The following is a 12,403-nucleotide window of genomic DNA, read 5'->3' as shown; positions in this document are numbered from 1 at the left end:
AGCTGTTGGCGCCTGAAGCCGCCCTTTGGATCACCCAGAAGGCCAGGTTAAGATCAAGGGCCAGGCGGACTTTCCTTTTTCGCGTTTTAGCCGCAAGTAACAGCTAGATGGCGCTCTCACCCGACTATTATTCTGTTTTAGGGGTGCCCTCGACGGCAAGTCGCGACACTATCCACGCCGCGTGGAAAGCGCTGCTCCGTCAATATCACCCCGATGCCAACCATGGTGTGGATGTCTCTGCTCGTGCGAAAGAGATCAACGAGGCGTATTCCGTTTTGGGAAAGAAGGAATCGCGCGCCGCCTATGATCAGTCGCAAATCCGGCCGTCTGCTTACCGAGCGACAGCGGACCGCCCGTTTCACCCCAGGAAAGCCGGCAAGCGCCCGATGCGACCTAGCCCGTCGATGCAGCCCAGCGGTAGCTTCTCGCAGCCGCTACAGCCCAACGAATGGCTGATGGGTCTTTTCCTGCTGATCCTCACCGCCGCACCGATCGCTACAATTCTCGTTCTGTGGAATGAGGAATCCGGATTGGCACCTACGGTTCGACGTAGCGTCACCGCTAATCCCGTACCTCAGACCCCCGCAAAAGCCGTCCGCAGCTCATCGGGCACAAAACTCGGACTTGGACAGCCTGCTTCCTAAACTAACACCCAGTCGCGACGTTCGAGTTCGCAGGGTCGGGCGCCAAAAGCGGTCGCATTGCGGAGATGAACGAGCGGCTGAAGTTGGGAAGCTGGGAAGGGGGCGGGGACGTCTGCTTCTGGGTCGTCGCTTCGTTATTAAAGGCCGGGTTTCAGACGCCCTGAATGCTTGGTGTTGAACAGACGCGTCAGCCAAGTGGTTTTAGTTCACCTGCAATCGTCAGCAGCGCGCGCAAACCCGCGGGTAACTGTCGCCGTCCGGAATAGTAAAGGTAGAAGCCCGGCCCGGTCGTCACCCACTCGGTTAGCACAAGGCGCAGGGTGCCGTCTGCGACATACTTGGCGAACAGGGCTTCAAGACCGAACGTCAGCCCCGCGCCGTTCAAAGCCATTGCCAGCGTTGATCGGCTATCGTCGGCAGTCATCGCGCTTTTGATAGGCATATCAAAGTCCCCGTCAGGCCCCTCGAATTCCCACCGGTAGATACTGTCGTCCCCAAGACGCACTCCAAGACACCGGTGATGCTTCAGCTCGTTTGGGTGCGTTGGTGTGCCATGTTCTTCGAGGTAACGGGGAGAAGCTGCGACAACCCATCGGAGGTCAGTTGAAAGTCGCTGCGCGATCATGTCTTCGGGGACGGTGCCGCCATACCGAACGCCTGCGTCGAATCCCTCGCCAACGACATCGACGATGCGATTGCTCGATACCAGATCGACCTCAATATCAGGGTGACGGCGAGACAGTTCGGCAAGCACAGGACCAAGCACCAGCGTTACCGCATCGACCACGGCGTTGATGCGGATTTTTCCGCCAGGAGAGGCGCGGAGCTGATCTAGGTTCTCCAACGCGGAGCCGATGTCAGCAAATGACCCGGAGACCGACTGCTCCAGCGCCTTTCCAGCCGACGTCAAGGTTACGGATCGGTTGGTCCGGTTGATCAGTCGGACACCCGCGCGCTCTTCGAAACTTTTGAGAGCATGGCTGACCGCGGAGGCAGACACGCCAAGCTCGAGGCCGGCCCGACGAAGATTGCGATGCCGCGCGATCGCTAGGAAATAGGCAAGGTCGGTAAGGTTGGTGCGGGTAACAAGCATTCCCGATGTTGAACCAGATTCAGTATCGCATCAAGCTGCTGACGGGTAACCTACTCCTGTCGAAAGCGTTTAATGGTCCTGACCGGCGCCTGTTGGCGCGCCCATGAAGGATCGCCGATGGCCAGTGAGACTTTTCAATTGTCCCGAAGGGAGATGCTGATGAGCAGCGCCACTACTGCGGCAGTATCCGCCATCGTGAGCGAAACAGCCGACGCCGCGCCGCCCGCGCAAGCCCTGCCGACATACAGGGTCGCCATGAGCGTGAACGGAACAGCCCAAGCGCTGACGCTCGATCCGCGTACGACCCTGCTCGATGCGCTGCGCGAACAGCTACATCTCACCGGCACCAAGAAGGGCTGTGACCACGGGCAGTGCGGAGCGTGCACGGTCATCGTCAACGGTGAGCGTATCAACGCCTGTCTCAGCCTCGCCGTCCAGCATGAGGGCGATGCCGTAACAACTATCGAAGGGCTCGGCACACCCGAGCGTCTGCATCCGATGCAAGCCGCTTTCGTGAAGCATGACGGATATCAGTGCGGTTACTGCACCCCGGGGCAGATTTGCTCTGCCGTCTCCGTTCTCGAAGAAATTAAACGAGGCATTCCCAGCCATGCGCAGGCCGATCTTATGGCGGCCCCGCAGCCTACCGGCGCCGAAATGCGGGAGCGGATGAGCGGCAACATCTGCCGCTGCGGTGCCTATTCCAACATCGCTGAGGCGATGGCCGATGTCGCAGGAGCACGCGCGTGAAGAGCTTTACCTACGAGCGGGCAACGACGCCTGCAGACGCGGCTCGGATCGTTGCGCGCAATCCTGGCGCGCGATTCCTGGCCGGCGGTACCAACCTGCTCGATCTGATGAAGCTCGAGGTCGAGACGCCGACCCATCTGGTCGACGTGCAGGACCTCAAGCTCGACCGGATCGAACCGACCGACGCTGGCGGGCTGCGGATCGGTGCGTTCGTCAGCAACACCGCGCTGGCGAGCGACGAGCGGGTGCGGCGTGACTATGGCGTCCTCAGCCGCGCTATCGTTGCCGGCGCCTCGGGCCAGCTGCGGAACAAGGCGACGACCGCTGGCAATCTGCTCCAGCGGACGCGGTGCCCGTATTTCTACGACACCAACCAGCCCTGCAACAAGCGCAAGCCCGGCTCGGGTTGCGCTGCGATCGGTGGCTATTCGCGCCAGCTTGCCGTCATCGGGTCGAGCGAGTCGTGCATTGCGACCCATCCGGGCGACATGGCGGTCGCGATGCGCGTGCTCGATGCGACAGTCGAGACGGTGAAGGCGGACGGGAAGACACGATCCATACCGATCGGCACCTTCCATACGCTGCCGGGTAGCACGCCTGAGCAGGATAATGTGCTCGATCACGGCGAACTCATCACCGCGGTCACCTTGCCGCGCCCGATCGGTGGTGCGCATGTCTACCGCAAGGTGCGCGACCGCGCGTCCTACGCGTTTGCCCTCGTTTCGGTCGCTGCCATCGTCCAGCGCGACGGGAGCGGCCGCGTAGCATTCGGTGGTGTCGCCCATCGGCCTTGGCGCGTGGAGGCTGCGGAGGCAGCGATGCCCCGCGGCGCGGCCAATATGGCGAAAGCGGTCTTTGCCGACGCACGGCCGACCGACGACAACGCATTCAAGATCCCACTCGCGACGCGCACCCTCGCGGCGGTGATTGCAGAGGTGAAGCCATGATCTTCGACACACCCGCAGGCGCCAACCCGACCGACCGGATGAAGGTGCTCGGCAAGCCACTCGATCGCTACGAAGGGCATTTGAAGACCACCGGCACCGCGACCTATGCTTATGAATGGCAGGATGTCGCGCCAGGGTTTGCGTACGGCTACATTCTCGGCGCCGCGATCGCCAAGGGCCGGATCATGACGATCGATACCCGCGATGCCGAACGCGCGCCCGGAGTGGTCGGGGTCGTCACATATCTGAATGCCGGTAAACCCGGGGTCGGCAAGTTCTACGTCCAGAAGATGCTCGCCGCGCCTGAGGTGGACCATTACCATCAGCCGGTCGCCGTCGTTGTTGCAGAGACGTTTGAGCAGGCTCGTGCGGCTGCGGCGCTGGTGCGGGTCGACTATCAGCGGACGGCAGGCCGGTTCGATCTGGCCGCGCAGAACGCCAGCGCGCCGGTCCCACCAGAGGGCGAGTTTGGCGGCCCCAACGAGAAGCAGGTCGGCGATTTCGCCAAGGCGTTCGCCGCGGCCCCGGTCAAGGTCGACGAGACCTACACCGTGCCCGACCAAGCGCACGCGATGATGGAGCCGCACGCCTCGATCGCGAAATGGGACGGAGACCGCGTGACGTGCTGGACGTCGATTCAGCAGATGAATTGGGGAACGCGGGACCTCGGGCTGATCCTCGGGATCCCCAAGCAGAACGTCCACCTGATCTCGCCCTATATCGGTGGCGGTTTCGGCGGGAAGGGGACCGTGCAGATCGATCTGGCGCTGGCGGCGATCGCGGCGCGCGTGGTCAAGCGTCCGGTGAAGATCGCGCTACAGCGTCCGATCATGTTCAACACCACGATCCACCGGCCCAAAACGATCCAGCGTGTGCAACTGGGGGCGGGACGTGACGGGCGGCTGACGGCCATCGGTCATGACAGCCTATCGGGTAACCTCGTCGGTGGGCGTACCGAACCGACCGTGACCTCGACGCGGACGCTGTATGGGGGCGCGAACCGGCTGACCCGGATGCGGCTGGCCACGCTCGATCTAGCTGAAGGCAACGCGATGCGTGCGCCCGGTGAAGCACCCGGCCTGATGGCACTAGAGGTCGCGATGGACGAACTCGCGGAAAAGCTGAAGATGGATCCGATCGAGCTTCGCATCGTGAACGATACGCAGGTCGATCCCGAAAATCCGAACAAGCCATTCTCGACCCGAGCGTTCGTCCGTTGCCTGCGGGAGGGCGCAGAACGCTTCGGCTGGGACAAGCGGCAGAGCAAGCCCGGTGCGGTCCGCGAAGGGCAATGGCTGATTGGTATGGGGATGGCGGGGGCGATCCGTGGCGGCAAGATCGCCAAGGCTGGCGCACGCGCCCGGCTTGATCGGCACGGCGTTGTGACGATCGAGACCGACATGACGGATATCGGCACCGGCAGCTACACCGTCGTCCAGCAGACCGCGGCCGAGATGATGGGCGTCGCGCCCGACCGCATTGTGGTGAAGCTCGGCGACTCCACCTTCCCGGAAACGCCGGGATCGGGCGGGCAGCAGGGCGCGCCTTCCGTGACCGCCGGCGTCTATGCGGCGTGCATGAAGCTGCGCGAAACCGTCGCTCAGCGGCTCGGCTTCAACACCGCCGACGTCGACTTTGCCGATGGCCAGGTGCGCAGCGGCAACCGTTCGGTGAAGCTTGCCGACGCGGCAAAGGATGGCGAGATCGTGGTCGAGGATCTGATGGAGTTCGCCAAGCTCGCGGATCAATTCCAGCAGCAGACCTTCGGAGCGCATTTCGTCGAGGTCGCGGTCGACGTCTATACCGGTGAGGTCCGGGTGCGGCGCATGCTCGCCGTCTGCGCGGCGGGACGCATCCTCAACGCCAAGACCGCGCGCAGCCAGGTAATCGGCGGGATGGTGATGGGCGTCGGTGCGGCGCTGATGGAGGAAATGGCGATCGACAAGCGTTTCGGCTTCTTCGTGAACCACGATCTCGCCGGCTACGAGGTGCCGGTGCACGCCGACATCCCGCATCTCGACGCTTTTTTCATCGACGAGGTCGATCCGACGATTTCGCCGGTAAAGGCCAAGGGTGTTGGCGAGCTGGGTCTGACCGGGGTCGCTCCTGCGGTCGCCAACGCGATCTACAACGCGACCGGCGTGCGCGTGCGCGAATATCCGATCACGCTCGAAAAGCACCTCGACGCGCTGCCAGCACTGACGTGATGGGGGTGGTTTTGCCGAGCGCTTGAACGGCGAAGATGAACGAGCGTCTGAAGTTGGGAAGCGAGGGAACGGGCGGTAGCGGCCGATTATGGGTCAGGCGCGCGACTCCATAAAGGGCGTTAGGCCTTTCATGCCGCTCTTACGATTACGCATCAAGGACTTGCAGAGGCAACGACGTGTCTCGTTTTTGACGCCGCCACACAACTATTGAACCTCACCCGCTGGAAACCATCAACGCGTCGAGGGTTGGCGACGTGATGGTGCCGGTAACGTCGAGACCGCGAGCCTTCTGGAACTTTCGTAGGGCCGAGCGCAGCGCCGGCCGGACCACTCCATCAACTGCTCCCGAGTAGAGATCCTGGGCTTTCAGGGCGATCTGGACCCGGCGCACAATCGACGTGAAGCGCTTCGTTCTTCCTGACAGTGCCGGTAGCCCGTCCGGGGGCAGTGCCGCTGCTCTGGTTTCGCGTGCAAACAGAGGCTGCACAGATGGTGTGGGCTCTGCCGGAGCTGACGGCGTGGGAGCTGGCGCGACGTACGGCGCTGAATAGGTCGGTGTGCTGTCGTAGCTCGGGCTGTACCGCCACCGGATGACGAGCGATGACTGGTATGGCTGTAATGACCGCCGCCGCCACCGCCCGACCGGTGACTCGAATGGCTGGAATGACTGCGATGCTGGGCAAGCGTGATCGCGTGATCTTGCGAGAATCGACGCAGGAGGGCAACCCCCTGTGGATCATCAATAACCCGCATCGTGGCTTTCGAGAATGCCTGCGCCAGTGCGTCCTGTTGGCCAGAGAAGCCAGCCGCGAGGAGGCTCGACACAAGGAACTTAGTTCGTTTCACAACGGTCTCACGGTCACGCGTGCCTCCTCATCGGGATGCCATTCGAAGAAGCCGGAGCATTTCGTCTGCTCCCGGCAATCGCTGCACGCTGGCGCGAACTTGCGCTTCCAGTCGGAGATCGAAGCGATCGCAAGGCTGCGATAGGCGGCGGGAACCGTGCAGCGAGGAAAGTTGAAAAGCTGCGCTCTCACGCCGTGTAGCAGAGCCCGATCCAGCGCTTCCGCGATCGGCCCGAACCGCCTGCTGTGGTCGAAGAAGAGGGCGGGCCACCTGGTTTTCGCGAAGCCGACATGTTCCAGCTACATGATCGACCAGGCTTCGACAAAAGCGAAGCCTTGACGATACCTAGCCCGCGAGCACCGGTAAGCCACCGACATTGTCGTTCATCACGACCGTTCTCAGTTCGATCCGCGCCCCAGCCATCGCGAGGTTGGAAAGGCCCCCTGCGAGTTGTGCAAAGGCGCCGTCCTTGCCGACCAGAAGGTCGTGAAGGGCAAGTTCGGTGGAATAGAGCGGGATCCCCCAGCCGACGCGCCGGTACTCGGGAGCACCAAGCCGCTGGATGTCAGCCGCCGTCAAATGCTGACCATTGGTCAGAACGTGAAAGCTCGGATCCGCGCGAATGGAAAGCGTCCGCTCCATCAAAGTGAGAAGGCGCTCCTTGTACAGCATGGGCTCACCCCCTGAAATGCCGATGAGCATGTCTTCTGGGGCTAGCAAACACGCCCGCTCGAGTAGATCGAAACGGTCGACGTGCGTCTTCTTCGGTGGCTGAGAGCACATGACGCACAGCTGATCGCAGCGCTCGGTCACCAACAGCGTGTTCGTCGTCGACTCGGCTCGGAGCAAACGTTCGATGCGGCGGCGGGCCGGATTTACCAGCACCACCTCACCTTCAAGCTGCCCAGGGGGTATGCCCTCAATAGCAACTATGCCGAACGCGCCGCTGAACAAGCCTCCTTCGGCGTCGCTGACGCTGAGTGACAATGCGCCAGGGCTTCGTACGGCTGTGCACTTTCCGAAGGCGTAAGCATCAGTCTGTCGTGACGTCGCCAAACATGACGCATTCATGAACTTATCGCGAGCCAGGACCCAAAACATGTGAGCAATGTTAGGGGCTTAAGGTCGGCGCCGGGTCGTCCTCATGATAGGGGGCTCCCTCGTGGATCAAACCGCTTTTCTGATCGGCTTCAGCGTGATGTCGGTCGCGTCGCTGGCGATATACGCGACGGGTAAGAAGACGCATCCGTCGGGTCATCATACGCTCCTGCACGCCAGCGTTCCGTTCATCGCGGCAACCGCGTATCTCGCAATGGCCTTTGGGATCGGCACGCTGATCAACAGCGACGGCTCGGCGACCTATCTGGCACGCTATGTCGATTGGTCGGTAACGACGCCGATACTATTGTCCGGGCTGGTGCTGCTGGCGTTCCACGAGCACGGAAAAACAGGTGAAGTCGGCGGGTATTTGACATCGGTCATCGTCCTCGATGTCCTGATGATCGTCACGGGCCTGATATCGTCGCTTGCCGCCCCATCGCTGGCGAAATGGATCTGGTACGGATGGTCCTGCGTCGCGTTTCTCGGCGTCCTGTATCTGCTCTGGGGTCCATTGCGATTACAAGCCGTCAGCCGCGGTGCGGCGTTGGGCGCGGCTTACGCCAAGAACCTCATATTCCTGACGGTGATCTGGTTCCTCTATCCCATCGTCTTCCTGGTCGGGCCGGAAGGTCTAAAGCTGATCACTGATCCCGCATCGGTCTGGGCGTTCCTGATAATGGATATCATCGCGAAGGTAGGCTATGCGTTCTATGCGGCAGCCAACCTCGACAAGGCGTTGGCGCATCAGGGCGACGAACGAGGCTACCGGGCATGACACGACGCGCCCCGGCCCTTGGCTGGGGCCTCCTTTCCGGGGCGGCTTTGATCGCATCATTCTGCTTGCTCACCGTGCAGCTTGCGTTCGCAGCCATCGCGGTCGGCATCGTGGGCATAGTGCACGGCGCCAGTGATCTTGAAATCATCGAGCACCAGCGACGCCCGACATTCCTGGCACTGTACGTCTCTGCGCTACTGGTCTGTCTCTGGTGGTGGCTCGTCGATCCCGCGATCGCACTTCCCGCATTCCTGCTGGCATCCGCAGTCCATTTTGGCCTTGAGGATGCCCCGGCAAGCCGGCCGTTCGAGAGGATGGCCCGCGGCATAAGCCTGGTTGCCACTCCTGCGACGCTGCATGCGGCGAGCCTGACCCGCATTCTCGATTCTGCCGGCGTTCAAGCCTCAAGTCTGCCGACCATGGTCAGTAGTCTGGCGATTGCTGGTGGCTTAGCCGCCGGCTGCCTCGCGATCATCGGCGTAGCGCGTCACGATCGACGTCTCCTGGTTGGAACGACGGCACTACTGGTTCTACCCCCGCTCGTCGGGTTTTCGGTGGGGTTCCTCGTGCTGCACGCGGTGCCACAGACGAAAGAGCGTCGTGATCGCTTGCAGTGCGTCACGACCACCGCGTACCTTCGTACCACGGCTCCAGTCCTCGTCGCGGCCGTGACGCTGGTGGGGATCGTGGGCGGGGTGCTGCTGCAATGGGACCCTTCGGGCGTGCGTTCGCTATTTGCCGGCATCGCGGCACTGGCAATGCCGCATTTGCTGGTGACCCCGTATTTTGAAAGGGTCGCCCGGCAATCGGGGACTATGCCCCAGCCTCAAGCACGCCAGAGCTTCCTGTAAGCCGTATCGAAGGCCGTCAGATCGTCAGGATCCGTGATGGTGGTCGTCACCCGCTTCGCGTGACGGTGCGCCCAGCGTTCGATTGCGGCTTGTGCATCAGGCAGGTTCGCGTGCAACGCCGCCAGCGTCGCGGTCAGCCGCAGCGATACCTCGACCTCTTGAACGCCTTCGCGCAGGATCGGCCCAAACGCGTCCGTCAGCATATCGTCCATTGTCGGTCTGCCGATATGGACCGGATGGGTTTCGACCTTGTCATTGAGGCGCGTTGCGCTCGGCCGGAGCGTCAGGAACACGCGCAGCAAGGCATTAAGGACTTCGATCCCCGTGCCCGGATCGTTGGTTGCCGGCGCCAGCGCTCGGCTCGCGATCTCGGACAATGCGATCAAGCCCAGCCGTGGGTCCTGATCGAACGAGCGATGTCGCTCGATCGTGAAGGTCCTGACCAGGGCGGTCTGGACCGCGTGGATCGGTTCCCCCTTGACCCGCAGGAGCGTACGCGCGGGGTGCATCATCGCGCCAGGAAAGACGTCGACATAGACCGTCAAGCCGTGGCGGTCAGCGATGGTGCCGAGCGCGGCGACGTCGATATGCGTGATGTAGCCGGTCTGTAGAGAGTTTAGCGCCACGGCGTCGGCGGGGATGCCAACGGGAGCCCGCCCACCGAGATACGGATGCGCGGCGAAATCCCGCATCGCCTCGGTCGCGGCCTCCTCGACGCGGTCGATCACGTCGGCCATCCGTCCGAAGGCGGTGATATGCCCGATCCAGCGCAACAACGTGCCGACCACCAGCAGGATGACCAGCACCGTCGCCGCGAACAGGATGATTCGGCCGTCATGACCGTAGGCGCTGGTGTTCAGCCCGACGATACCCACCATCGAGAAGACGAATGCACCGAGGAAAGTCGACAGCGCGTTCTGCGAGGTCGGGTCGCTGACCATCAACTGGGTCGCACGTGGTGTCGCGAGTTGCGTCGCCGAAGAATAGGCGCTGACCATCGCGGTCAGGGAAAAGGTCGTGACCGCCAGCATGCTGGAGGCCATGATCTGGAGGATCGTACCGACCGATTGCTGCCCGATATCGGCGTCGAACGTGTAAGGTAGATACGGCGTGACGAGCCCGGCGACGATCGCCAGCGCGACGCTGAGCAGACTGATGATCGCCGCGCGGAACCAGATCTGCCGGACGATCCGCTTTAGGATCCATGACCATTGCCTCATGCTGCGTTCTTCGAGCGGTCGTTGTCCCCGATCATCATGACGACAGCAGCTTGGCGATCCAGCGGCTACTATCGAACTGGCCGCAGATCATCACGATGGCCGCGGTCAGCGGCACCGCGATCAGTGCTCCGGCGATGCCCCATACCCAGCTCCAGAACGTCATCGCGACGATGATCGCGAGCGGCGACAGCGACAGCTGCTTGCCCTGCAGGATCGGGTAGACGACGTTGCTGATCGTCATCTGTAGAACCACGAATCCTGCGAACACCAGCAACGGCATCTGCCATCCGCCGAACTGGATGAACGCGAAGAGCACGGGCGGGACGATGCCGACGATGTTGCCGATGACGGGGACGAAGTTGAGCAGGAAGTTGAGGATGCCCCAGACCAGCACCAGCTCGAGCCCCGTCATCCACGACCATAGCGATGACGCGACGCCGGTCAGGATGCTGGTCGCAAGCGTGGTGCCGAGATAGCGGCGGATCTGGCCGGAAATCTTCTCGCCGACTTCGAGCATGTCGCGTCGCGCTCCACCCTCGAACATCTCGTACAGCTTGCGCCGAAGCCGTGGCACTTCAGGCAGGCCGAGCATCACCACGATCCCGATGAAGCCGACATAGGTGACGAAGGCGTAGACGCCGCTCGCCAACATCTGGACCAGCATCGTGATCCGCTGCCGGTTGATCGTCCCGGCGATCGGCACGCCGCGATCCGCCGCCCATGTGGCGAGGTGGTTGTAACCCCGCTCGAGACCTGCCCATTGCGACGCAACCGCGCCGATCACCTGGCCGACCGAGAGGTACACCGCGGCGGCGAACGCTCCGAGGATCGTGACCAGCGACAGGAGGGTCAGCGTATAGGCGACCCAAGAGGGCATGAACCGCGCCAGCCAGCGTTTCAGCGGCCAGAGCGCGGCGACGATGATTGCGGCAAAGGCGATCGGCATGATGACCGCAAAGCCGATCCGTAGCGCGGCAATCAGCAGGATCGCCGTGATGATGCCGAGCAGACGGTTGCGATAGCGGTCCTGCACGGGGTTTTCGGTCATTCGGCACGTTCCTTTATGTGTTCGCCGGCATGGCGCATGGCTTCGGCATTGAGCCGCGCGCCGAGCAGAAGGGCCCAGGCCGACACCATCAGCCAGGGCATCAGCACCACGACCGCGGACAACGAGCCATAGGTGTCGTCGAAGCGCGCGAACCGCGCGACATAGGCGCGAAACATCATCGTCGCGGTCAGCCACAGGGCGACGCCGGCGATCGTGCCGGGCAGGGCGCTACGCCACGGGATCGCCTCCGACGCCGGGGCATAGCGATAGAGCGCGATCAGGCCACCACCCGCGCCAAGCGTCAACGAACCGAACAGCGTGATCGCAGAAACCAGCCGGGCCCCCGGCAGTCCGTCGGGAACATAGCTCCGCAGGAACGTGAGGACCGACAGCGATACGAGCGCCGTCAGCACCAGCGCGGCGCAGCCCAGCACTATGATCTTCGACACCAGCTGCCGACGCAGGCCACGACGCTCGCGCTCGATGCGATAGGCAAGGTTGATCCCGTGGAGCAGCGACCGTCCCGCACGACGCGCGCTGAACAGAGCGATGCCGAGCGACACTATCAGCGTAACGATCCCACCACGACCGCTGGCAAGCCCGTGGTTCAGGTTCGCCGCCAACAAATGCTGCGCGCTGACCGGCAGGATGGCGACGATCTTGTCCATATTGTCAGCGACCGCGGTTGGTGGAACCACCATACCGTAAACGCCCGCGACGACGCCGACGAGCGGTATCATCGCTAGGAATGCGGCAAAGGCAATCGAACTCGCGGCAATGCCAAAATCGTCACGGAACGCGCTACGGACCGTCCGGGTCGATAACACAGCCCATAGCCCGATCCGACCAAGCGCTTGGGTAGACATCTTGAATCGCAGCAGACGAACACCGGAACGGAGGGATTGGCGCCCCTTCAAGTCC

Annotated in this window: 13 protein-coding genes; 7 read left to right on the top strand and 6 right to left on the bottom strand. The window is 62.6% G+C overall.

Annotation, left to right across the window (positions count from 1 at the left end; genetic code table 11):
- The first annotated feature begins 107 nt into the window (after positions 1 to 107).
- A complete protein-coding gene (locus IFR23_RS17685; protein ID WP_192239270.1) occupies positions 108 to 644 on the top strand; it encodes a J domain-containing protein in 537 nt (178 codons plus the stop codon).
- Positions 645 to 831: 187 nt separating this feature from the next.
- Here IFR23_RS17685 and IFR23_RS17680 read toward each other — a convergent pair whose 3' ends face one another.
- A complete protein-coding gene (locus tag IFR23_RS17680) occupies positions 832 to 1,737 on the bottom strand; it encodes a LysR family transcriptional regulator (RefSeq protein ID WP_192977004.1) in 906 nt (301 codons plus the stop codon).
- A 117-nt stretch (positions 1,738 to 1,854) separates the two neighbouring features.
- On the opposite strand from IFR23_RS17680, the gene paoA reads away from it, so the two are divergent.
- Genes paoA through paoC form a run of 3 tightly spaced genes read left to right on the top strand, consistent with a single transcriptional unit; the run spans position 1,855 to position 5,641 of the window.
- Positions 1,855 to 2,487: an aldehyde dehydrogenase iron-sulfur subunit PaoA gene (gene paoA / locus IFR23_RS17675; protein WP_192977003.1), complete on the top strand. Its 633-nt coding sequence runs from the start codon at positions 1,855 to 1,857 to the stop codon at positions 2,485 to 2,487.
- Complete coding sequence (locus IFR23_RS17670; RefSeq protein ID WP_192239273.1) at positions 2,484 to 3,434, top strand: FAD binding domain-containing protein; 951 nt, start codon at positions 2,484 to 2,486, stop codon at positions 3,432 to 3,434. Before paoA ends, IFR23_RS17670 begins: the two co-directional genes overlap by 4 nt.
- Positions 3,431 to 5,641, top strand: coding sequence for an aldehyde oxidoreductase molybdenum-binding subunit PaoC (paoC, locus tag IFR23_RS17665; protein WP_192977002.1), 2,211 nt, complete (start codon positions 3,431 to 3,433; stop codon positions 5,639 to 5,641). Before IFR23_RS17670 ends, paoC begins: the two co-directional genes overlap by 4 nt.
- Positions 5,642 to 5,855: 214 nt before the next feature.
- On the opposite strand, the gene IFR23_RS20660 is transcribed toward paoC, so the two are convergent.
- A complete protein-coding gene (locus IFR23_RS20660) occupies positions 5,856 to 6,032 on the bottom strand; it encodes a peptidoglycan-binding domain-containing protein (protein WP_192977001.1) in 177 nt (58 codons plus the stop codon).
- 209 nt (positions 6,033 to 6,241) lie between these two features.
- Here IFR23_RS20660 and IFR23_RS17655 point away from each other — a divergent pair, with 209 nt between their 5' ends.
- On the top strand, positions 6,242 to 6,631 hold the full coding sequence (locus tag IFR23_RS17655) for a hypothetical protein (RefSeq protein WP_192977000.1): 390 nt from the start codon (positions 6,242 to 6,244) through the stop codon (positions 6,629 to 6,631).
- 201 nt (positions 6,632 to 6,832) lie between these two features.
- On the opposite strand, the gene IFR23_RS17650 is transcribed toward IFR23_RS17655, so the two are convergent.
- Complete coding sequence (locus tag IFR23_RS17650; RefSeq protein WP_192976999.1) at positions 6,833 to 7,474, bottom strand: hypothetical protein; 642 nt, start codon at positions 7,472 to 7,474, stop codon at positions 6,833 to 6,835.
- Between the two features lie 175 nt (positions 7,475 to 7,649).
- Between IFR23_RS17650 and IFR23_RS17645 the strand changes: the two genes are divergently transcribed.
- Positions 7,650 to 8,363, top strand: a complete 714-nt coding sequence (locus tag IFR23_RS17645; protein WP_192976998.1) for a bacteriorhodopsin — start codon at positions 7,650 to 7,652, stop codon at positions 8,361 to 8,363.
- A complete protein-coding gene (locus IFR23_RS17640) occupies positions 8,360 to 9,214 on the top strand; it encodes a Brp/Blh family beta-carotene 15,15'-dioxygenase (RefSeq protein WP_192239278.1) in 855 nt (284 codons plus the stop codon). Before IFR23_RS17645 ends, IFR23_RS17640 begins: the two co-directional genes overlap by 4 nt.
- On the opposite strand, the gene IFR23_RS17635 is transcribed toward IFR23_RS17640, so the two are convergent.
- Genes IFR23_RS17635 through IFR23_RS17625 form a run of 3 tightly spaced genes read right to left on the bottom strand, consistent with a single transcriptional unit; the run spans position 9,190 to position 12,348 of the window.
- Positions 9,190 to 10,434, bottom strand: a complete 1,245-nt coding sequence (locus tag IFR23_RS17635; RefSeq protein ID WP_192976997.1) for a DUF2254 domain-containing protein — start codon at positions 10,432 to 10,434, stop codon at positions 9,190 to 9,192. The two genes, IFR23_RS17640 and IFR23_RS17635, sit on opposite strands and share 25 nt — an antisense overlap.
- A gap of 34 nt (positions 10,435 to 10,468) precedes the next feature.
- The gene (locus tag IFR23_RS17630) at positions 10,469 to 11,482 is read right to left on the bottom strand and encodes an AI-2E family transporter (RefSeq protein ID WP_192239280.1); all 1,014 of its coding nucleotides are present in this window, start codon (positions 11,480 to 11,482) and stop codon (positions 10,469 to 10,471) included.
- Positions 11,479 to 12,348, bottom strand: a complete 870-nt coding sequence (locus IFR23_RS17625) for a YihY/virulence factor BrkB family protein (RefSeq protein ID WP_192976996.1) — start codon at positions 12,346 to 12,348, stop codon at positions 11,479 to 11,481. Before IFR23_RS17625 ends, IFR23_RS17630 begins: the two co-directional genes overlap by 4 nt.
- Between the last annotated feature and the right edge of the window lie 55 nt (positions 12,349 to 12,403).

The organism is Sphingomonas sp. CFBP 13603, assembly GCF_014892665.1.
In the GTDB taxonomy this organism is placed as follows: Bacteria; Pseudomonadota; Alphaproteobacteria; order Sphingomonadales; family Sphingomonadaceae; genus Sphingomonas.
Note: the sequence above shows the minus strand (reverse complement) of the source record. Positions and strands in the feature narration are given on the sequence as shown.